This is a genomic window from Micromonospora pattaloongensis, assembly GCF_900107255.1.
GTDB lineage: Bacteria > Actinomycetota > Actinomycetes > Mycobacteriales > Micromonosporaceae > Micromonospora_I > Micromonospora_I pattaloongensis.
The window spans coordinates 64,151-85,038 of sequence record NZ_FNPH01000011.1 but is presented as its reverse complement, the minus strand read 5'-3'; the positions used below and the strand labels follow the sequence as shown (position 1 = coordinate 85,038).

Annotated in this window: 17 protein-coding genes; 15 read left to right on the top strand and 2 right to left on the bottom strand. The window is 71.1% G+C overall.

Annotation, left to right across the window (positions count from 1 at the left end):
* Positions 1 to 2: 2 nt before the first annotated feature.
* The 14 genes from BLW47_RS21490 to BLW47_RS21425 are packed head-to-tail and all read left to right on the top strand — an operon-like array spanning position 3 to position 16,539.
* Positions 3 to 674, top strand: a complete 672-nt coding sequence (locus BLW47_RS21490; RefSeq protein WP_091561155.1) for a NuoB/complex I 20 kDa subunit family protein — start codon at positions 3 to 5, stop codon at positions 672 to 674.
* 35 nt (positions 675 to 709) lie between these two features.
* Positions 710 to 1,438: an NADH-quinone oxidoreductase subunit C gene (locus BLW47_RS21485; RefSeq protein ID WP_091561373.1), complete on the top strand. Its 729-nt coding sequence runs from the start codon at positions 710 to 712 to the stop codon at positions 1,436 to 1,438.
* Positions 1,435 to 2,766: an NADH-quinone oxidoreductase subunit D gene (locus tag BLW47_RS21480; protein WP_091561151.1), complete on the top strand. Its 1,332-nt coding sequence runs from the start codon at positions 1,435 to 1,437 to the stop codon at positions 2,764 to 2,766. The genes BLW47_RS21485 and BLW47_RS21480 overlap by 4 nt, the downstream gene beginning before the upstream one ends.
* Positions 2,763 to 3,584 (top strand): NADH-quinone oxidoreductase subunit NuoE, encoded by an 822-nt coding sequence (nuoE, locus tag BLW47_RS21475; protein ID WP_091561148.1) that lies wholly within the window; start codon positions 2,763 to 2,765, stop codon positions 3,582 to 3,584. Before BLW47_RS21480 ends, nuoE begins: the two co-directional genes overlap by 4 nt.
* Positions 3,581 to 4,897, top strand: a complete 1,317-nt coding sequence (gene nuoF, locus BLW47_RS21470; protein ID WP_091561144.1) for an NADH-quinone oxidoreductase subunit NuoF — start codon at positions 3,581 to 3,583, stop codon at positions 4,895 to 4,897. The genes nuoE and nuoF overlap by 4 nt, the downstream gene beginning before the upstream one ends.
* Positions 4,897 to 7,380 carry an NADH-quinone oxidoreductase subunit G gene (locus BLW47_RS21465; RefSeq protein ID WP_091561141.1) on the top strand — a complete coding sequence of 828 codons (2,484 nt, stop codon included), beginning with the start codon at positions 4,897 to 4,899 and terminating at the stop codon, positions 7,378 to 7,380. The genes nuoF and BLW47_RS21465 overlap by 1 nt, the downstream gene beginning before the upstream one ends.
* Positions 7,377 to 8,765, top strand: a complete 1,389-nt coding sequence (gene nuoH / locus BLW47_RS21460) for an NADH-quinone oxidoreductase subunit NuoH (protein ID WP_091561138.1) — start codon at positions 7,377 to 7,379, stop codon at positions 8,763 to 8,765. Before BLW47_RS21465 ends, nuoH begins: the two co-directional genes overlap by 4 nt.
* Position 8,766: 1 nt before the next feature.
* Complete coding sequence (gene nuoI, locus BLW47_RS21455; protein WP_091561134.1) at positions 8,767 to 9,351, top strand: NADH-quinone oxidoreductase subunit NuoI; 585 nt, start codon at positions 8,767 to 8,769, stop codon at positions 9,349 to 9,351.
* On the top strand, positions 9,348 to 10,121 hold the full coding sequence (locus tag BLW47_RS21450) for an NADH-quinone oxidoreductase subunit J (protein ID WP_091561130.1): 774 nt from the start codon (positions 9,348 to 9,350) through the stop codon (positions 10,119 to 10,121). The genes nuoI and BLW47_RS21450 overlap by 4 nt, the downstream gene beginning before the upstream one ends.
* Entirely contained in the window at positions 10,118 to 10,417 is a 300-nt protein-coding gene (gene nuoK, locus BLW47_RS21445) for an NADH-quinone oxidoreductase subunit NuoK (RefSeq protein WP_091561127.1), read from the top strand. Before BLW47_RS21450 ends, nuoK begins: the two co-directional genes overlap by 4 nt.
* Positions 10,418 to 10,477: 60 nt before the next feature.
* On the top strand, positions 10,478 to 12,346 hold the full coding sequence (nuoL, locus tag BLW47_RS21440; RefSeq protein WP_091561370.1) for an NADH-quinone oxidoreductase subunit L: 1,869 nt from the start codon (positions 10,478 to 10,480) through the stop codon (positions 12,344 to 12,346).
* Positions 12,343 to 13,872, top strand: a complete 1,530-nt coding sequence (locus BLW47_RS21435; protein ID WP_091561123.1) for an NADH-quinone oxidoreductase subunit M — start codon at positions 12,343 to 12,345, stop codon at positions 13,870 to 13,872. The genes nuoL and BLW47_RS21435 overlap by 4 nt, the downstream gene beginning before the upstream one ends.
* Entirely contained in the window at positions 13,869 to 15,434 is a 1,566-nt protein-coding gene (gene nuoN / locus BLW47_RS21430) for an NADH-quinone oxidoreductase subunit NuoN (protein ID WP_091561120.1), read from the top strand. The genes BLW47_RS21435 and nuoN overlap by 4 nt, the downstream gene beginning before the upstream one ends.
* A gap of 46 nt (positions 15,435 to 15,480) precedes the next feature.
* On the top strand, positions 15,481 to 16,539 hold the full coding sequence (locus tag BLW47_RS21425) for a polyprenyl synthetase family protein (protein ID WP_425435432.1): 1,059 nt from the start codon (positions 15,481 to 15,483) through the stop codon (positions 16,537 to 16,539).
* A gap of 28 nt (positions 16,540 to 16,567) precedes the next feature.
* Here the strand turns inward: BLW47_RS21425 and BLW47_RS21420 are convergent, their stop codons facing one another.
* Positions 16,568 to 17,749, bottom strand: coding sequence for an MFS transporter (locus BLW47_RS21420; protein WP_091561117.1), 1,182 nt, complete (start codon positions 17,747 to 17,749; stop codon positions 16,568 to 16,570).
* 153 nt (positions 17,750 to 17,902) lie between these two features.
* On the opposite strand from BLW47_RS21420, the gene BLW47_RS21415 reads away from it, so the two are divergent.
* Complete coding sequence (locus BLW47_RS21415; RefSeq protein ID WP_091561367.1) at positions 17,903 to 18,694, top strand: IclR family transcriptional regulator; 792 nt, start codon at positions 17,903 to 17,905, stop codon at positions 18,692 to 18,694.
* A 48-nt stretch (positions 18,695 to 18,742) separates the two neighbouring features.
* Here BLW47_RS21415 and BLW47_RS21410 read toward each other — a convergent pair whose 3' ends face one another.
* Positions 18,743 to 20,875, bottom strand: a complete 2,133-nt coding sequence (locus tag BLW47_RS21410) for a PhoX family protein (protein ID WP_091561114.1) — start codon at positions 20,873 to 20,875, stop codon at positions 18,743 to 18,745.
* Between the last annotated feature and the right edge of the window lie 13 nt (positions 20,876 to 20,888).

Sequence of the window (20,888 nt, the reverse complement as noted above, 5' to 3'; positions counted from 1 at the left end):
CCATGGGTATCGAGGAGAAACTGCCGAGCGGCATCCTGCTCACTTCGGTCGAGAAGCTCTCCAACTGGGCGCGTAAGTCGTCGTTCTGGGGTGCCACCTTCGGCCTGGCCTGCTGCGCGATCGAGATGATGGCCGCGGGCACGCCCCACTACGACCTCGGCCGCTGGGGCATGGAGGTGTTCCGGGCCTCGCCGCGGCAGGCGGACCTGATGATCGTGGCCGGCCGGGTGAGCCAGAAGATGGCGCCGGTCGTGCGCCAGATCTACGACCAGATGCCGGAGCCGCGCTCGGTCATCTCGATGGGCGTCTGCGCCTCCTCCGGCGGCATGTTCAACAACTACGCGATCGTGCAGGGCGTCGACCACATTGTCCCGGTCGACATGTACCTGCCGGGCTGCCCGCCGCGGCCGGAGATGCTGATCGACGCGATCCTCAAGCTGCGCGAGAAGGTCATGGTGCAGCCGCTCGGCCCCAACGGCCGCAAGATGCTCGAGGCCCGCGTCGCCCGCGGCGACGTGCCGGTCGTCGCGCCCGGCGCGATGCCCTCCTCCTACCGCTCGGACAAGAAGCGCCGGGCCGAGTGGGAGCAGGCGGTCCGCGAGGGACGCGAGGAGCAGCTGCGGATCGAGAACTGGATGAAGGCGCAGAACCACCTTCAGGGGAGCCAGCGGTGAGTGATCGCGACAGCACTCTGTCGCCGCAGAACGCGGTGCCCAGCGAGAAGCCGGGCGCCGGCGTGCCGGCCTCGGCGCCGCCCGTCGGCGCCACCAGCGGCGCCCCCGCCGAGTACCCGCCGGCCAGCCCGGCCGGGCGCGGCATGTTCGGCATCCAGGGCTCCGGCGACACCTCCGGCTTCGGCGGGCTGGTGCGCCGCCGCCCGGCGGTGGCCGACAGCCCGCGGCCGTTCGGCAGCTACTTCGACGAGGTCCACGACGCGCTCGAGGAGGCGTACCCGGGCTTCGCGGACGCGGTCGAGCGGGTCGTGGTGGACCGCGGCGAGCTCACCCTGCACATCCGTCGGGAGAAGATCGCCGAGGTGTGCCAGGTGATGCGGGACGACGAGTCGCTCCGCTTCGAACTCTGCTCCTCGGTCTCGGGCGTCGACTACCTCGGCTCCGACGAGCGCCGGCTGCACGTGACGTACCACCTCGCCTCGATGACCTATCGGCGTCGGGTGCGGCTGGAGGTCGCGGTCACCGCCGACGACCCGCACGTGCCGAGCGTGACCAGCGTCTACCCGACCGCCGACTGGCAGGAGCGGGAGACGTACGACATGTTCGGCGTCATCTTCGACGGTCACCCCGCCCTGACCCGGATCCTCATGCCGGACGACTGGGAGGGCCACCCGCAGCGCAAGGACTACCCGCTCGGCGGCGTGCCGGTCGAGTACAAGGGCGCGGAGATCCCGCCGCCAGATCAGCGGAGGAGCTACCAGTGAGCACTTCCACCAACCCGGGCTACGCGCAGGAGCGCGAGACCACCGAGGGCAAGGTCTTCACGGTCACCGGCGGTGACTGGGACTCGGTGGTGAGCGGCACCGACCCGATGGACGAGCGCATCGTCGTCAACATGGGCCCGCAGCACCCGTCGACGCACGGCGTGCTGCGGCTGGTGCTGGAGTTGGAGGGCGAGACGGTCCGCGAGGCGCGGCCGGTCGTCGGCTACCTGCACACCGGCATCGAGAAGAATCTCGAGTACCGCAACTGGGTGCAGGGCACGACGTTCGTGACCCGGATGGACTACCTCGCGCCGATCTTCAACGAGACCGCGTACGCGCTGGCCGTGGAGAAGCTGCTCGGCATCGAGGACCAGATCACCGAGCGGGCGACGACGATCCGGGTGCTCATGATGGAGCTCAACCGGATCTCCTCGCACCTGGTCTGGCTCGCCACGACCGGCATGGAGCTCGGCGCGATCTCGATGATGCTCTACGGCTTCCGCGAGCGTGAGTACATTCTGGAGATCTTCGAGCTCTGCTCGGGTCTGCGGATGAACATGGCGTACGTGCGGCCGGGCGGCGTCGCGCAGGACGTGCCGGACGAGGCGGTCAAGAAGATCCGCGAGTTCCTCGTCTACCTGCCGAAGCGCCTCAAAGAGTACGAGGACATGCTCAGCGGCCAGATCATCTGGAAGGACCGCACGCAGAACGTCGCGGTGCTCGACGTGACCGGCTGCATGGCGCTCGGCATCACCGGGCCGGTGCTGCGCTCGGCGGGTCTCGCCTGGGACCTGCGCAAGACGATGCCGTACTGCGGCTACGAGACCTACGAGTTCGACGTGCCGACCGCGACCACCGCCGACGTGTGGGGCCGCTACCTGGTCCGGCTCGCCGAGATCCGCGAGTCGATGAAGCTGGTGGAGCAGGCGCTCGACCGGCTGAAGCCCGGTCCGATCATGGTGGCCGACAAGAAGGTCGCCTGGCCGGCGCAGCTCGCGATCGGCGTCGACGGCATGGGCAACTCGCTCGAGCACGTCGCGAAGATCATGGGTCAGTCGATGGAGTCGCTGATCCACCACTTCAAGCTCGTCACCGAGGGCTTCCGGGTCCCGCCGGGCCAGGTGTACGTCGCGATCGAGGCGCCCCGCGGCGAGCTGGGCGTGCACGCGGTCTCCGACGGCGGCACCCGCCCGTACCGCGTGCACTACCGCGAGCCGAGCTTCGTCAACCTGCAGGCCATCCCCGCGATGGCCGAGGGCGCCCTGCTGGCCGACGTGATCGCCGGTGGCGCCTCGCTGGACCCCGTGATGGGTGGGTGTGATCGCTGATGGGCTTCTCTGAAGAGACACGGCAGCGGGCGCGCGAGGTCATCGCGCGCTACCCGGCCGACCGCTCGCGCTCGGCGCTGCTGCCGCTGCTGCACCTCGTGCAGTCCGAGGAGGGCTATGTCTCCCCGGCGGGCGTCGAGTTCTGCGCGGACATGCTCGGCCTGAACAAGGCGCAGGTCGGCGCGGTCGCCACGTTCTACACGATGTACAAGCGCCGACCGACCGGCGACTACCTGGTGAGCGTCTGCACCAACACCATGTGCAACGTGCTCGGCGGCCAGCAGGTCTACGACACCCTCTCCGAGCACCTCGGGGTGGGGCACGACGAGACCACCGCGGACGGCACGATCACGCTGGAGCACGCCGAGTGCCTGGCCGCGTGCGACTACGGCCCGGTGATGACGGTCAACTACGACTTCTTCGACAAGGTCGACCCGGACAGCGCCGTCGGGGTCGTCGACGAGCTGCGCGCCGGCGGCCGGCCGATGCCGACCCGCGGCGCCCGGCTCTGCACGCTCAAGGAGATGTCGCTGCAGCTCGCCGGCTTCGCCGACCCCCGCGAGGGCGCGGTCGCCGACGGGCCGGCGGGCGACTCGACGCTGCGCGGCCTGCGGCTCGCGCAGCAAAACGGGATCACGGTGGCGGGCTTCGACCCGAACACGCCGATCGCGACCAAGGACGGTGGCACCGCGCCGGCCGGGTCGGCGAAGTCCGCGGAGGCGGCCGGCGTGGCCGCCAACAAGCCGGCGAGCGACGCCAAGCCCGCCGGTGACAACGCGGGGCAGCGGGAGCGCTCGCTGAAGGAGGCAGAGAAGTGACACAGCCTCGACGGGAGACGCTGGAGAAGCTGACCCCGGTTCTCACGAAGCGCTGGCTGTCGCCGGACGCCTGGCGCATGGACGTCTACGAGCAGCTCGACGGGTACGCCGCGCTGCGCAAGGCGCTCGCCGTGCACCCCGACGACCTGATCCAGCTGGTGAAGGACTCGGGGCTGCGCGGCCGCGGCGGCGCGGGCTTCCCGACCGGTCTGAAGTGGGGCTTCATCCCGCAGAACGACGGGAAGCCGCACTACCTGGTGGTCAACGCCGACGAGGGCGAGCCGGGCACCTGCAAGGACCTGCCGCTGATGACGCACGACCCGCACTCGCTGGTCGAGGGCGTCATCATCGCGTCGTACGCGATCCGGGCCAACCGCGCGTTCATCTACATCCGGGGTGAGGCGGTGCACGCCGCACGCCGGCTGCGCAACGCGGTGCAGGAGGCGTACGCCAAGGGCTACCTGGGGCGCAACATCCTGGGATCCGGCTTCGACCTGGACCTGGTGGTGCACAGCGGCGCCGGCGCGTACATCTGCGGCGAGGAGACCGCGCTGCTCGACTCGCTGGAGGGCTTCCGCGGCCAGCCGCGGCTGCGACCGCCGTTCCCGGCCACCCACGGCCTGTACGCGAGCCCGACCGTGGTCAACAACGTCGGGACGATCGCGAGCGTGCCGTACATCGTGCTCGGCGGCGCCGCCTGGTGGAAGACGATGGGCACGGAGAAGTCGTCCGGCCCGATGATCTACTCGCTCTCCGGTCGGGTGGCCAACCCGGGCCAGTACGAGTGCTCGATGGGCGTGACACTGCGCGAGCTGCTCGAGCTCGCCGGCGGCATGCAGCCGGGGCACAACCTGCGGTTCTGGACGCCGGGCGGGTCGTCGACGCCGCTGCTCACCGCGGACCACCTGGACGTGCCGCTGGACTTCGAGGGCGTCGCGGCGGCCGGCTCGATCCTCGGCACCACCGCGACGCAGATCTTCTCCGACCAGGACTGCCCGGTCTACGCCACCTACCGGTGGCTGGAGTTCTACCACCACGAGTCCTGCGGCAAGTGCACCCCGTGCCGCGAGGGCAACTACTGGATGGTGCGGGTCTACCGCCGGATCCTCTCCGGCCAGGGCACGCACGAGGACCTGGACACCCTGCTGGACACCTGCGACAACATCCTGGGCCGCTCGTTCTGCGGCCTCGGTGACGGCGCGACCAGCTCGGTGACGTCCTCGCTGAAGTTCTTCAAGCAGGACTACCTGGACTACATCGAGGGTCGGACCGCGCCGAGGCTGTCGGAGAAGTCCCTGGTGGGAGCGCACTGATGACCGACGTAGTGAAGGCGGCCGAGACCGTCACGCTGACCATCGACGGCGTCGAGGTGACCGCGCCGAAGGGTGCGCTGCTCATCCGGGTCGCCGAGCAGATGGGGACCGAGATCCCGCGCTTCTGCGACCATCCGCTGCTCGCTCCGGCCGGCGCGTGCCGGCAGTGCCTCGTCGAGGTCGAGGGCCAGCGCAAGCCGGTCGCGTCGTGCACCCAGACCGTCGCCGACGGCATGGTGGTCCGGACCCAGCTCACCTCCCCGGTGGCCAAGAAGGCCCAGGAGGGGGTGATGGAGCTCCTCCTGATCAACCACCCGCTCGACTGCCCGATGTGCGACAAGGGCGGTGAGTGCCCGCTGCAGAACCAGGCGATGTCGACCGGCCGGACCGACTCGCGGTTCCACGAGCACAAGCGGGAGTACGAGAAGCCGGTCGCCATCTCCTCGCAGGTCCTGCTGGACCGCGAGCGCTGCGTGCTCTGCCAGCGGTGCACCCGGTTCTCGGAGGAGATCGCCGGTGACAAGTTCATCGACCTGATGGACCGCTCGTCCGGCGAGCAGATCAACGTCTACCGCGACGAGTTCTACGGCGGCGAGTCCGACGGGCCGGGTGACGTCCCGTTCAACTCGTACTTCTCCGGCAACACCGTGCAGATCTGCCCGGTGGGCGCGCTCACCGGCGCGCAGTACCGCTTCCGGGCCCGCCCGTTCGACCTGGTCTCCACGCCGAGCGTCTGCGAGCACTGCTCGGCCGGCTGCGACATGCGCACCGACCACCGGCGGGGCAAGGTGCTGCGGCGGCTCGCCGGCGACGACCCGCAGGTCAACGAGGAGTGGAACTGCGACAAGGGGCGGTGGGGTTTCCGGTACGCCACGGCGTTCGACCGGATGACGAACCCGCTGGTCCGGGACGCGCAGACCGGTGAGCTGCGCGAGGCGTCCTGGAGCGAGGCGCTCGCGGTGGCCGCCGAGGGGCTGCGCGCCGCGCGCGACGGCCAGGGCGTCGGGGTGCTCACCGGCGGCCGGCTCACCGTCGAGGACGCGTACGCGTACGCGAAGTTCGCCCGGGTCGCGCTCGGCACCAACGACATCGACTTCCGCGCCCGGCCGGTCTCCGCCGAGGAGACCGAGTTCCTGGCGGCCCGCGTTGCCGGCAACATCGACGTCACGTACGCCGACGTCGAGAACGCCCCGGCGGTGGTGATCGTGGGGCTGGAGCCGGAGGAGGAGGTCCCGATCCTCTTCCTGCGGCTGCGCAAGGCGTACACGAAGAAGCGCCGCCCGGTCCTCGCGGTCGCGCCGTTCGTGACCCGCGGCCTGGAGAAGCTCGGCGCGACGCTGGTGACCGCGGTCCCCGGCGACGAGGCCCGGGTGCTCGCCGACGACGCGGCGGTGGCCGAGGCGCTGCGCGCCGAGGGCGCCGTCCTGCTGGTCGGTGAGCGGCTCGCGAGTGTCCCCGGTGGACTCTCGGCGGCCGCCGCGCTGGCCGACCGCACCGGCGCGAAGCTGGCCTGGGTGCCGCGGCGCGCGGGCGACCGGGGCGCGGTCGACGCCGGCTGCCTGCCCAACCTGCTGCCCGGCGCCCGGCCGGTCGGCGACGCGGTGGCCCGCGCGGAGCTGGCCGGCGCCTGGGACCTCGAGGCCGGGGTCATCCCGAGCCGTCCCGGTCGGGACACCGACGGGATCATCGCGGCGGCCGCCGAGGGGCGGCTGGGCGCGCTGGTCGTCGCCGGCGTGGACCCGGCCGACCTGGCCGACCCGCGTCGCGCCGAGGAGGCGCTCGACGCGGTGCCGTTCCTGGTCAGCCTGGAGCTCCGGCACAGCGCCGTGAGCCGCCGGGCCGACGTGGTGCTGCCGGTCGCGCCGGTGGTGGAGAAGGCCGGCAGCTTCGTCGACTGGGAGGGCCGGCTGCGGACCTTCGAGGCGGTGCTCACGACGACGGCGATGAACGACGGCCGGATCCTCGACGCGCTCGCCGCGCAGCTGGGTGTGGCGCTCGGCACCGCCGACGTCAACGGTGTCCGCCGCGAGCTGGGCACCCTGCCGGCGACCCGCGCCGAGCGCCCGGCCGCGCCGGCGGTCGCGCCGGTCGCCGTCGCGGCGGCCGGCGACGGCGAGGCGGTGCTGGCGACCTGGCACCACCTCATCGACCTCGGCACCCTGACCGACGGGGACGAACACCTCGCCGGCACCGCGCGGCTGCCGGTGGTTCGGCTGGCGAAGGGTACGGCGGACGCGCTCGGGGTCGCGGACGGCGAGGCCGTCACCGTCGCCACCGGGCGCGGTGGGCTGACCCTGCCGGCGGCGATCACCGACATGCCCGAGGGCGTGGTGTGGCTGCCGACCAACTCTCCCGGTTCGACGGTCCGGCGCAGCCTCGGCGTGACGTCCGGCGCGGTCGTCCGGATCTCCGCGGGCACCCCGGTCACGGCCGACGCCGCCGGCGAGCCCGGCCCGCTGCTGAACGCGGAAGGTGCGCGATGACATTCCTGGCGCAGAGCCCGACTCTGCAGGACTTCGGCCACGACGTCTGGTGGCTGGTTCTGCTGAAGGTCGTCGGCGTCTTCGCGATGCTGCTCCTGCTGACGCTCTTCACGATCAACTACGAGCGCAAGGTCGTCGCGCGGATGGCGCAGCGGCCCGGCCCCAACCAGGTCGGGCCGAACGGCTGGCTGCAGTCGCTCACGGACGGTCTGAAGCTGCCGTTCAAGGAGGAGATCATCCCGCTGACCGCGGACAAGGTGGTCTACTTCCTGGCCCCGGTCATCTCGGCGGTCTGCGCGTTCACCGCGTTCTCGGTGATCCCGTTCGGCCCGATGGTGTCGATCTTCGGGGAGCGCACCCCGCTGCAGCTCACCGACACCTCGGTGGCCGTGCTGCTGGTGCTGGCGTGCGGCGGCATGGCGATCTACGGCATCGTGCTCGCCGGCTGGGCCTCCGGCTCGACCTACCCGCTGCTCGGCGGTCTGCGCTCCAGCGCCCAGATGATCTCGTACGAGGTCGCGATGGGCCTCTCCTTCGTCGCGGTCTTCATGACCGCCGGCACGATGTCGACCTCCGAGATCGTGCGCGCGCAGGCGAACGGCAACCCGGTGAACCTCCTCGGCCTGGAGTTCACCGCGCCGGGCTGGTACGCCGTGCTGCTGCTGCCGAGCTTCATCATCTACGCGATCTCGGCGGTGGGTGAGACCAACCGGGCCCCCTTCGACCTTCCCGAGGCCGAGTCCGAGCTGGTCGGTGGCTTCCACACCGAGTACTCGTCGTTCAAGTTCGCGATGTTCTTCCTCGCCGAGTACATCAACATGATCACGGTTTCGGCGGTCTGCACGACGCTGTTCCTCGGCGGCTGGCGGGCGCCATGGCCGATCTCGGCGATCAACGACGGGATGTTCAACCAGGGCTGGTGGCCGATGCTCTGGTTCTTCGCCAAGGTGCTGGTGCTGCTCTTCGGCTTCATCTGGCTGCGGGCCACGCTGCCCCGACTGCGCTACGACCAGTTCATGCGCTTCGGCTGGAAGGTGCTGATCCCGGTCAACCTGGTGTGGATCCTGGCGCTCGCCGGCATCAAGACCCTCCAGAACAAGGCCACCGACGACGGCACCCGCTACACGATCATCGGTGCGCTGATCCTCGCCGTACTGCTGATCACCCTGCTCTGGCCGTCCCGGACGCCGGCGCCGGCGCCGAACCTCGAGGAGCAGCTCGCGCGGCGGCCGAAGGGGAGCTACCCGGTCCCGCCGCTGGACCTGCAGGTGCCGCCGAGCCCCCGGACGCGCCGGGACGTGGCCGAGCGGCAGCCCGCGATGGCGGGCGGCGGCGCCGCGACCGACGAGACCGGTCCGGCCAACTCGGACGAGAAGGAGGTGTGAGATGGCGTTCGGATCCGTCAAGGGCTTCGGCGTGACCTTCTCCCACATGTTCCGGAAGGTCATCACCACCGACTACCCGTTCAAGCCGCCGGTGTCGGCCCCCCGCTACCACGGCCGGCACATCCTCAACCGGCACCCCGACGGGCTGGAGAAGTGCATCGGCTGCGAGCTGTGCGCGTGGGCGTGCCCGGCCGACGCCATCTACGTCGAGGGTGGCGACAACACCGAGGAGCAGCGCTTCTCGCCGGGCGAGCGGTACGCCAGCGTGTACCAGATCAACTACGCCCGTTGCATCTTCTGCGGCCTCTGCATCGAGGCGTGCCCGACGCGGTCGCTCACGATGAGCAACGAGTACGAGCTGGCGCGCGACTCCCGGCAGGATCTGATCTTCACGAAGGAGCAGCTGCTCGCGCCGCTGCTGCCCGGCATGGAGCAGCCGCCGCACCCGATGCGGCTCGGTGACACGGAGAAGGACTACTACGTCGGTGCGCTGATCAACCCGGGCACGTCGGCCGGCGCCGAGCGGGCGCCCTGGTCCGAGACCGCCACGGTGGACGGCTCCGGCGCGACGGGAGACGGGAAATGACGACGGCGCAGACGGTGCTCGCCGCGGGCGGCGCGGTCTCCACCGGCGAGGCGGTGACCTTCTGGATCCTCGCCCCGCTGGCGCTGCTGGGCGCGATCGGCATGGTGTGGGCGCGCAACGCCGTCCACTCGGCGCTCTGGCTGGTGCTGACCATGCTCTGCCTGGGCGTGTTCTACGTCCTGCAGGCCGGCCCGTTCATCGGGATGGTGCAGATCATCGTCTACACCGGCGCGATCATGATGCTCTTCCTGTTCGTGCTGATGCTGGTCGGCCGGGACTCGTCGGACTCGCTGATCGAGACCCTGCGCGGGCAGCGGGTCGCCGCGGTCGCGCTGGGGCTCGGCTTCGCGGCGCTCATCGGCACCGGGCTGTTCCGGGCGCTGGAGGGCACCTCTGCGGTCGGGCTGGACGCGGCCAACGCCAACGGCAACGTCCAGGGCATCGCCAAGCTGCTCTTCACCAAGTACGTCTTCGCCTTCGAGGTCACCTCGGCGCTGCTGATCACCGCGGCCGTGGGCGCGATGGTGCTGGCGCACGTGGAGCGGCGCAAGGGCGAGCGGCTGTCGCAGGTCGAGCAGATGAAGGCCCGTTTCGCGCCCGGTAACTACCCCGGCCCGAAGCCCGGCCCCGGTGTCTTCGCCACCTCCAGCTCGGTCGCAACCCCGGGCCGGCTGCCCGACGGCACGCTGACCGACGGCGTCCACTCCCAGATCCTGCCCACGCGTGAGCTGACCTCGTCCGAGGCCGCACCGAAGGGGACGGAAAAGTGACTCCCGACTACTACGTCATCCTCGCGGCGGTGCTCTTCACCATCGGCGCGGTGGGCGTGCTGATCCGGCGCAACGCGATCGTGCTCTTCATGTGCGTCGAGCTGATGCTGAACTCGGCCAACCTCGCCCTCGTCACGTTCAGCCGGATCAACGGCAACCTGAACGGTCAGATCATGGCGTTCTTCGTCATGGTGGTCGCGGCGGCCGAGGTCGTGGTCGGCCTCGCCATCATCATGTCGATCTTCCGGACTCGGCGCTCCGCGAGCGTCGACGACGCGAACCTGCTCAAGTACTAAAGGGGCCTCCAAGTGGAAGCGACTGTGCAGTACGCGCCGGCAACCGGGCTGCTGAGCACCATGTGGCTGCTGGTGGCCATCCCGCTGGCCAGCGCGGCCGTCCTGCTGCTGCTCGGCCGCCGGGCCGACCGGTGGGGTCACTGGCTCGGCGTGGCCAGCGTCGCCGCGAGCTTCGTGCTGGGCCTGACCTACTTCTTCCAGCTGCGCGGGCTGACCAACCGCTCGGTCGAGCTGAGCATGTGGCAGTTCATCGAGGTCGGTTCCCTCAAGGTCGACTTCGGTCTGCTCTTCGACCCGCTGTCGGGGGTCTTCGTCCTGCTCATCACCGGCGTCGGATCCCTGATCCACCTCTACGCCGTCGGTTACATGGAGCACGACCCCGGTCGGCGCCGCTTCTTCGCGTACTTCAACCTCTTCGTCGCGGCGATGTTGCTGCTGGTGCTCGGCAACAACTACGTGATGCTCTTCTTCGGCTGGGAGGGTGTGGGTCTCGCGTCGTACCTGCTGATCTCCTTCTGGAACCACCTGCCATCGGCGGCGACCGCCGGTAAGAAGGCGTTCCTGATGAACCGGGTCGGCGACGCCGGCCTGCTCATCGCGATCTTCATCATGTTCGCGACGCTCGGCACCACGCAGTTCGACGAGGTCTTCACCCACGTCGGCGCGCTCACCGGCGGCATCGTGCTGATGATGGGGCTGCTGCTCCTGCTCGGCGCGGCCGGCAAGTCCGGCCAGTTCCCGCTGCAGGCGTGGCTGCCGGACGCGATGGAGGGCCCGACCCCGGTCTCCGCTCTGATCCACGCCGCCACGATGGTCACCGCCGGCGTCTACCTGATCGCCCGGTCGAACCCGATCTACTCGGCGAACCCCACGCTGCAGACCGTCGTGGTCAGCGTCGGCGCGCTCACGCTGCTGATGGGCTGCATCATCGGCTGCGCCAAGGACGACATCAAGCGGGTGCTGGCCTGGTCCACGGTGAGCCAGATCGGCTACATGTTCCTCGGCGTCGGGCTGGGCGGCGGCGCGTACGCGCTGGCGATCGTCCACCTGCTCGCGCACGGCTTCTTCAAGGCCAACATGTTCCTCGGGGCCGGCTCGGTCATGCACGGGATGCACGACCAGACCGACATCCGGCGCTTCGGCGGGCTGTCGAAGTACATGAAGATCACCTGGCTCACGTTCGCCACCGGCTGGCTGGCGATCCTCGGTCTCTTCCCGTTCTCCGGCTTCTTCTCCAAGGAGCCGATCATCGTGGCCGCGTTCGCGCGCCACGGCTGGACCGCGTGGCTGTACGGCGGCGCGGCGCTGCTCGGCGCCGGGCTCACCGCCTTCTACATGACCCGGCTCTTCGTGCTCACCTTCCACGGCCCGAAGCGCTGGACCGACGAGATCGAGCACCCGCACGAGTCGCCGCCGGTGATGACGATCCCGCTGATCCTGCTCGCGATCGGCTCGGTCGCCGCAGGCGGGCTGATGGCCACCAGCGTGCCCGAGTGGCTGACGCCGGTGCTGGGCCCGCAGGAGGAGGCGCACGGGGTCCTGTCGCACACCGTGCTGACGGTGCTCGCCACCGCGGTCACGGTGATCGGCGCCGGGCTGGCGTGGGCGCTGTTCCGCAAGGGCACCGCCCCGCAGGAGCTGCCGGCCGGCCCGGTGGTCACCGCGGCCCGGAAGAACCTCTACACCGACGCCTTCAACGAGGCGGTCTTCGAGAAGCCCGGCATCTACCTGACCCGCGCCCTGGTGTTCCTCGACGGCAAGGTCGTCGACGGTGGCGTCAACCTGCTCGCGGCCGCCGTGGGCGGCGGCTCGGGCCGGCTGCGCCGGCTGCAGACCGGGTTCGTCCGGTCGTACGCGATGTCGGTGCTCGCCGGCGCCCTGCTGGTGGTCGCGGCGTTCCTCGCCCTGCAGATGGGATGGCTGGCGTGACAGAGTTTCCGTTCTTGTCGGTGCTGACCCTGGCGCCGCTGGTCGGCGCGCTCGTGGTGGCGTTCCTGCCGCGCACGAACCCGGAGCTGGCCAAGCGCGTCGCCTTCGGCTGGTCACTGGCGGTGCTGGCGCTGTCGGTCGCCATGTGGGTGGCGTTCCAGACCGGCGGTGAGCGGTTCCAGTTCCGCGAGTCCTACCCGTGGATCCCCTCCTGGGGCGTCAGCTTCACCTTCGCCGCCGACGGCATCGCGCTGGTGATGCTGATGCTGATCGCCGTGCTCGTGCCGGTGGTGATCCTCGCGTCCTGGAAGGACGCCGACGCGCTGAAGCGGTCGGTGCCGGTCTACTTCGCCCTGCTGCTCGCCCTCGAGGGCACGATGATCGGCGTCTTCGCCGCCGCCGACATCTTCCTGTTCTACGTGTTCTTCGAGGTCATGCTGGTGCCGATGTACTTCCTCATCGGCAGCTACGGCGGACACCAGCGCCAGTACGCCGCGGTGAAGTTCTTCCTCTACTCGCTGGTCGGCGGCCTGTTCATGCTCGCCGCGGTGATCGGGCTCTGGGTCGTCGGCGGTCAGACCTTCGACTGGCAGGCGCTGACCCAGATCGACATGTCGACCGGGACGGAGCGCTGGCTCTTCCTCGGCTTCTTCATCGCCTTCGCGATCAAGGCGCCGTTCTTCCCGTTCCACACCTGGCTGCCGGACTCCGGTGCGGCCGCCCCGGCCGGCTCGGCGGCGCTGCTGGTCGGCGTGATGGACAAGGTCGGCACCTTCGGCATCCTGCGGTACTGCCTGCCGCTCTTCCCCGAGGCGTCGAAGTGGTTCGCCCCGTACGCGCTGGCGCTCGCGCTGATCGGCATCATCTACGCGGCGCTGCTGGCGGTCGGCCAGAACGACCTCAAGCGGCTGGTGTCGTACACGTCGATCGCGCACTTCGGCTTCATCGGGGTCGGCATCTTCGCCTTCACCACCCAGGCCGGCACCGGCGCGGTGCTCTACATGCTCAACCACGGCCTGGCGACCGGCCTGCTCTTCCTGGTGGTCGGCATGCTGGTCGCCCGGCGCGGGTCCGCGCTGGTCAGCGACTTCGGGGGCGTCGGCAAGCTGATGCCGATCCTGGCCGGCGTGTTCTTCTTCGCCGGTCTCGCCTCGCTGGCGCTGCCCGGCACGGCGCCGTTCGTCTCCGAGTTCCTGGTGCTGCTCGGCACCTACCCGGTCAACAAGCCGGTCGCCGTCATCGCCACGCTCGGCGTCATCCTCGCCGCCGCGTACGTGCTCTGGATGGTGCAGCGCACCACGCAGGGGACGCTCAACCCGGCGCTCGCCGAGCACGAGGGCATGCGACGCGACATCACGCTCCGGGAGAAGGTCGTGGTCGCTCCGCTGATCGCCCTGATCCTGCTGCTCGGTTTCTACCCGAAGCCGGTCACCGACGTCATCAACCCCGCCGTCCAGGCCACGATGCAGGACGTCGGCAAGACCGACCCCGCGCCCACGGCGGTCACCACGGAGGCAGCGAAATGACGGAAATTGGGCTGCCGCCCATCAACTACGGGGCGATCACCCCGATGCTGATCCTGTTCGGCGCGTCCTGCGTCGGGGTCTTCGTCGAGGCGTTCGTGCCGAAGGCCCAGCGGCACCTCGTCCAACTGGTGCTGTCGCTCGGCGCGATCACGGCCGCGCTGGTCACCGTCGTGTGGCAGGCGGACACCCGGACGGTCACGGCCGGCGGGGCCATCGCCATCGACGGCCCGACGCTCTTCCTGCAGGGCGCGATCCTGGTGCTCGGCGTGGTGTCGATCCTGCTGATCGGCGAGCGCTCGCTGGAGCGGGGCGGCCCGTTCGTCGCGCAGGCCGCGATCGTGGTCGGCTCGGACGCCGACCGCAACCAGACGGTCCGTCAGCCCGGCGCCACCGACATCTACCCGCTGTCGCTCTTCGCGCTCACCGGCATGCTGCTCTTCGTCGCGGCGAACGACCTGCTGACGATGTTCATCGGGCTCGAGGTCCTCTCGCTGCCGCTCTACCTGATGTGCGCGCTGGCCCGCCGCCGGCGGCTGCTGAGCCAGGAGGCGGCGCTCAAGTACTTCATGCTGGGCGCGTACGCCTCGGCGTTCTTCCTCTTCGGACTCGCGTTGGTGTACGGCTTCACCGCCGGCACCCCGAGCGGCTCCGGCGACAACGGCGGCGGCGTCGACTTCGCCACCATCGCCGCGGCGGTCCGCAATTCGGAGGTCAGCCCCGCGCTGCTCTACGCCGGCATCGCGCTGATCGCGGTCGGCCTGCTCTTCAAGGCCGCCGCCGCGCCGTTCCACGTCTGGACCCCCGACGTCTACCAGGGCGCGCCGACCCCGGTCACCGGTTTCATGGCCGCGTGCACCAAGGTCGCGGCGTTCGGCGCGCTGCTGCGGGTGCTGCATGTGGCGTTCGGCGGGGCGAGCTGGGCGTACACGCCGGTGCTCGGCGCCGTCGCGGCCCTCACGATGCTCGTCGGGGCGGTCCTCGCGGTCACCCAGACCGACATCAAGCGGCTGCTCGCGTACTCGTCGGTGGCGAACGCCGGCTACCTCCTGGTCGGCGCGCTGGCCGTCAACAAGCAGGGCCTGGCCAGCACGATGTTCTACCTCGTGGCGTACGGCTTCACGGTGCTCGCCGGGTTCGCGGTCGTCACGCTGGTCCGGGACGCGGACGGGGAGGCGACGCACCTGTCCCGCTGGGCCGGGCTGGGGCGGCGTTCGCCGCTGTTCGCCGGGGTCTTCACGTTCATCCTGCTGGCCTTCGCGGGCATCCCGGTGACCAGCGGCTTCACCAGCAAGTTCGCGGTCTTCGGGGCCGCCTCCGGCGCCGGGCACACCTGGCTGGTCGTGGTCGGCGTGCTGAGCAGCATGATCCTCGCCTTCCCGTACCTGCGGGTCGTGGTCATGATGTGGCTCAGCGAGCCGGGCGAGTCCACGCCGTCGGTGCTGGTACCGGGCGGGCTGACCGCCGCGGCGCTGACGATCGGCGTGGCGGCCACCCTGGTGCTCGGCGTGGCGCCCGAGTCGCTGCTCGACCTGACGAACCGCGCCGCGGAATTCGTCCCGTGACGTGGTGCCCACCGCCCCCGACCGGGGGCGGTGGGATCGGTGTGGCATCGTGGGGGACGTGGTGAGGACGGCGGACGATCGGAGCAGCGCGGTGAGCACGGCGGCGCTGACCTCGATCGGGCTCGATTTTGTCGACCCCGCCCTCGAGGCCTCGGTGCTCGACACGCTGCAGCGGGTGGAGGGCGAGCTGCGCAGCTGCGTGGCGAGCGCGGACCCGTTCGTGACCGAGGCCGCGCGGCACCTGGTCGACGCGGGCGGCAAGCGGTTCCGTCCGCTGCTGGTGTCGCTGGGTGCCCACTTCGGCGACCCGCGGGCGCCGCTGGTGGTGCCGGCCGCGGTGGTCATGGAGCTCACCCACCTGGCGACGCTCTACCACGACGACGTGATGGACGAGGCGCCCGTCCGCCGCGGCGCGCCCAGCGCGAACTCGCGCTGGACGAACTCCGTCGCGATCCTGGTCGGTGACTACCTCTTCGCCCGGGCGGCGGACATCGCCGCCGACCTCGGGGTCGAGGCCGTGCGGCTGCAGGCCCGCACCTTCGCCCGGCTCGTCGAGGGCCAGATCGCCGAGACCGTCGGCCCGCGCGCGGGTGACGAGCCGGTCGCCCACTACCTCCAGGTGATCAGCGGGAAGACCGGGTCGCTGATCGCGACGTCGGCGCGGTTCGGCGGGATGTTCGGCGGCGCCGGACCGGAGCAGATCGAGGCGCTCGCCGGCTACGGCGAGACGATCGGGGTGGCGTTCCAGCTCTCCGACGACCTGCTCGACATCGCTTCCGAGTCGGTGCAGTCGGGCAAGACGCCCGGCACCGACCTCCGCGAGGGGGTGCCGACGCTGCCGGTGCTCTACGCGCTCGGCTCCGACGACGCCGACGCGGCGTCCGTACGGCTGCGCGAGATCCTCGCGGCGGGTCCGGTGACCGACGACGCGCTGCACGCCGAGGCGCTCGGCCTGCTGCGCGAGTCGCCGGCGATGAAGCGGGCCCGCGAGACGGTGCGCAGCTACGCGGAGGAGGCCCGGCAGCAGCTGTCGCCGCTGCCCGACGGCCCGGCCCGGCGCGCGCTCGAGTCGCTCTGCGACTTCATCGCCGACCGCACCAGCTGACCGCGCCGCGCCGCCGCTGGCGCGGCGACTACGTCGTCGCGCGGAGCATCCGGCCGCCGGTCAGCATCAGCGCGGCGGCGACGACCATCGCCACCGCGGCGGTGAGCCACATGCGCGGATAGTCCGCGTGGGTCGCGACCGCGCCGAGCACCAGCGGGCCGAGCGCGCCGCCGGCGTACACCCCGGTCTGAGTGATCGAGGTGGCCGTGGCCGGCGCCTGCGGATGCAGCCGGACCACGGCGAAGTTCATCAGCCCGGGCCAGGCCCAGCCGAGCCCGAAGCCGAGCGTGACGCCCAGGGTGAGCGCGACCGGGCCGCCCGTCGCGAGCAGCGCCAGCCCGACCGCGCCGACGACCAGCATGCCGGCGATCGTGGCCAGATGTCCGGCGCTGCGCCGGTCGGCGAGCCAGCCGGCGAGGACCCGGCCGGCGACGCAGATCGCGCTGCCCAACGTCAGCGTCAGCCCGGCGAGCGCGGGGTTGATGCCGCGGACGACCGCCGAGTCGACCAGGAACGTTCCGAGCGCGTTGGCCGCCCCGGACGCCAGCGTCGCGGCGACGCCGATCGTGACGAGCGCGGAGGTGGCCCGCGCGCCGTCGGGTACCGTCCGGGCGCGTTCGGCGCCCACGCCGGTCGGCACCAGGGCCAGCGCGGTGAGCGCCGCCGCCGCGGCGGCGATGAAGGCCCACCGCCAGCCGACGGTCAGGGCGATGGCCGGCACGGCCGCCCCGGCGAGCAGTGTCGAGGCCGGGATGGCGGCCTGCTTGACGCCGAACGACAGGCCCTGGTGGCCGGGCGGGACCTGACGGGCCAGCGCGGCGTTGCTGGCGAGCTGGCCGAGGGCGTTCGCGCCGGCGCTGATCGCGAGCAGCGTGACCAGCAGCGGGAACGAGCGCGCGAACAGTCCGATGGCGAGCAGCGAGGCCGCGGAGAGCACGATGCCGGCGCGCGCCACCGCCACCGGCCCCCATCGGTCCACGAGCCGCCCGGAGGGTACGGAGGCGAGCGCGCTCACCCCGAAGTAGACGGAGACCGCCAGGCCGAGCCCGGCGGGGGAGAACCGCAGCTCCGCGCCGAGCTGCACGGCGAGGCCGCCGATGAGGAAGACCGGCAACACCGAGGCGATCGTCGTGGTGGTCGCGCCGAGGACGGCGCGTGCCGGACGCGGAGCACCCGTGGGGGCGGTCGGACCCGTGATGATCTTTTCCATTACCGTCCGACCCTACGCGAACCCGCGGGACGAACTACGCGTGTCGGTCACTGCACGCACCGTCGCGTCATATCTGGTGCCTTCGATTCCTGCGGGCATTCCGCTCGCCCGTCGTTTTTCATATGGTGTAAGTCCCCGGTGTGGGAGGTGGTTGTGCGCGACCCCTTGGCAGAACCCTCGGATCTGATCCGCAGCGTGTCCCGGGCGCTGCGGGTGCTCGAAGCGGTCGGTCGTGCCCCGCGCGGCCTCACGGTCAAGCAGATCGCCCGGCGGTGCGAGCTGACCGTGGCGACGACGTACCACCTGGTGCGCACCCTCGCCTACGAGGGCTACGTCATCCGCAGGGAGGACGGCACCTACATCGTCGGGCTGGAGGTGGCCGACCGTTACCGCGAGCTGGTCTCGGCGTTCCGAGGGCCGCCGGCGGTGGGGGAGACGCTGCGCCGAGCGGCGTTGGACACCGGCTACAGCCACTTCCTCGGGCGGTTCATCGGCGGCCAGGTCGCCATCACGGCGTCGGCGGAGGGTCCGCGGTCGCCGTTCCTGGAGGACCTGGTCCCCGGCTTCGACGAGGGCGCCCACGCCACCGCGTTGGGCAAGGCGCTGCTGGCCACGCTGACCCCGGAACAGCGCTACCGCTACCTGAAGGAGTACGGGATGCGGCCGTTCACCGCGGCCACCCTGAGCACCGTCGAAGCGTTCGAAGCGGACCTCGCCGCGGGCGACCGCCGCGGGATGCACCTGGAGATCGGGCAGTACCGGCAGGGCGTCGCCTGCGCCGCGGTGCTGGTCGCGCCGGACAAGGACATGGAGCGTCGGGTCGCGTTGGCCTGCGCGCTGCCGGCGGCCGAGATGATGACGTCGGCCCGGATGGTGCGGTCGAAGCTGCTGGCCGCCGCGCGCGCCCTCTCCGAGGCGATGGTCGCCGTCGACCACTCGGTCTAGCGCCGGTTCCGGCGGCGCCGACGACCCCCTCGCCGGCGCCGCCGTACGTCAGCTGCCGATGTGGCCGCCGTCGAGACGCCAGGTGCAGACCACCGCCGGCTTGGCGAAGTCTCCGTCCGGCCAGGTGGAGGCCGGCTTCTCGATGGAGGCGCCGCTGACCTCGCCGGGATGCTGCACCGCCACGAAGACCGACCGGTCGTCGGCGGTGATGAACGGGCCGCAGGTCTCGGCGCCGGGCGGCACCGTCAGGAACTGCTTGAGGTGACCGCGCTCGGGTCCCTCGACGGCGGTGGCGAAGAGCCCGTCGTTGCTGCCCAGGGCGTTGCCGTCGGTCGAGATCCACAGGTTGCCGGAGCTGTCGAAGGCGACGTTGTCCGGGCAGGAGATCGGGGAGACCCTGCTCTTGTCGTACCCCGCGAAGTACGTCGCGGGGTCGGCCGGGTCGCCGCAGACGATCGGCAGCGACCAGGAGAACGACTCGGCGGTGTGGTCCCCGCCGTCCTCGGTGAGCTCGACGATCTGCCCGTGCTTGTTGGCGTTGCGCGGGTTCGCCTCGTCGGCCGGGGCGTTGCTGCCCACGCCCCGGTTGGAGTTGTTGGTCAGCGCGACGTAGATCTTGCCGGTGACCGGGTTCGGCTCGACGTCCTCCGGCCGGTCCATCTTGGTCGCGCCCACCGCGTCACCCGCGAGCCGGGTGAAGGTCAACACCTCGACGGCGGTCATCCCCGGCACATACGAGCGGTCGCCGCTGACCAGCTTGATCCAGCGGCCGGTGCCGTTGAAGGCGCCGTCGCTGGGCAGCCTGCCCGACCCGTCGATCTCGCCGGCACTGGTGAATCCGAGCTTGGCGACGTAGAGCGTGCCCGACTCCAGCAGGGTCAGGTTGTGGCGGCGGGCGGCCGCCGAGTCGCCCTTCATCATCTTCTTGTCGGAGACGAACTTGTAGAGGTAGTCGAAGCGCTCGTCGTCGCCCATGTACGCCACGACATGCCCGCTCTTCGCCACGATGACGTTCGCGCCCTCGTGCTTGAACCGGCCGAGCGCGGTGTGCTTGCGGGGACGCGAGTCCGGTTCGTACGGGTCGACCTCGACGATCCAGCCGAAGCGGTGCGCCTCGTTCGGGTGCTTCGCCAGGTCGAACCGTTCGTCGGCCCGCTCCCACTTGCGGCTGCCGCTCGGGTAGCGCGCCTTCGTGGTGATGCCGTACCGCTCGAACTTCGGCTTGAGCTCGGCCGGCACCGCGTCGCCGCCGACGAAGTACTGGTTGAAGTTCTCCTCGCCCGAGAGCACGGTGCCCCAGGGGGTGACGCCGCCGGCGCAGTTGTTGAGGGTGCCGATCACCGTACGTCCCCGCGGGTCGGCCGCCGTCCGCACCCACGTCGACCCGGCCACCGGCCCGGTGAGCGCGAACCTGGTCGCCAGCGTCGTGATCCGCCGGTTGTAGCGGCGCGGCCCCTTGCGCACGACCACCCACTGACCCGTGTCGTCGACCCGCTCCAGCTCCACCACGGACATACCGTGCGCGGCCATCGCGGCCCGCACCTGGTCGACGGTGAGCGCGTCGTGACCGGTGAAGCCGGGGAACATCAGCTCCTCGTTCGTGTACTCGTGGTTGGCCACGAGCAGCGCGGAGCGGCCCCGCTTGTCCAGCGGCAGTACCGCCAGGAAGTCGTTGTTGTAGCCGAACTGCCGCGACTGCCGCTCGCCGGTCTGGTTGCGCACGTCCAGCTGCGCGGCGCCGGGCAGGATCGGCTCGCCCCAGCGGACGACGACGCAGTGGTCGTACCCGTTCGGGACGATCACGGTGTCGAGCGTGTTCGGCGGGATCGGCTTGAAGCTCAGCGCGCCGGCCGGGCGCCCACCCCGCGGCGCGGCGCCCCGGGCGGGTCCGGCGCCGGGCGCGGTCGGCGCCGGCGTGCCGGCCCTCGCCGGGGCCGCTGCGCCGCCGAAGCCCAGCACGAGCGCGCCGACCGCGCCCGCCCGGATCAAGCCGCGGCGGGAGACGGCGGCGTCCGAAACCGGCGCGGCCGCGTTCACGAGGTCGCCGAAGTACGGGTTGGCGGACTGGTTCGGCACCGGGTGGTCGCAGGCGTTGCCGCAGCGGTAGAGACAGGTCATCGGGCTGCGACCGCCGTGGCCGGGGGTCCGCAGCAGGGGAAGGGAACGACGACTGTCGTTCATGGATTCTCTCGTG

Excerpts from the sequence above, each read along its gene's own strand:
- BLW47_RS21420 (WP_091561117.1), bottom strand. The coding sequence starts at position 17,749 with ATGGAAAAGATCATCACGGGTCCGACCGCCCCCACGGGTGCTCCGCGT.
- nuoL (WP_091561370.1), top strand. The coding sequence starts at position 10,478 with ATGTGGCTGCTGGTGGCCATCCCGCTGGCCAGCGCGGCCGTCCTGCTG.
- BLW47_RS21465 (WP_091561141.1), top strand. The coding sequence starts at position 4,897 with ATGACCGACGTAGTGAAGGCGGCCGAGACCGTCACGCTGACCATCGAC.
- BLW47_RS21450 (WP_091561130.1), top strand. The coding sequence starts at position 9,348 with ATGACGACGGCGCAGACGGTGCTCGCCGCGGGCGGCGCGGTCTCCACC.
- nuoH (WP_091561138.1), top strand. The coding sequence starts at position 7,377 with ATGACATTCCTGGCGCAGAGCCCGACTCTGCAGGACTTCGGCCACGAC.
- BLW47_RS21410 (WP_091561114.1), bottom strand. The coding sequence starts at position 20,875 with ATGAACGACAGTCGTCGTTCCCTTCCCCTGCTGCGGACCCCCGGCCAC.
- BLW47_RS21490 (WP_091561155.1), top strand. The coding sequence starts at position 3 with ATGGGTATCGAGGAGAAACTGCCGAGCGGCATCCTGCTCACTTCGGTC.
- nuoN (WP_091561120.1), top strand. The coding sequence starts at position 13,869 with ATGACGGAAATTGGGCTGCCGCCCATCAACTACGGGGCGATCACCCCG.
- nuoI (WP_091561134.1), top strand. The coding sequence starts at position 8,767 with ATGGCGTTCGGATCCGTCAAGGGCTTCGGCGTGACCTTCTCCCACATG.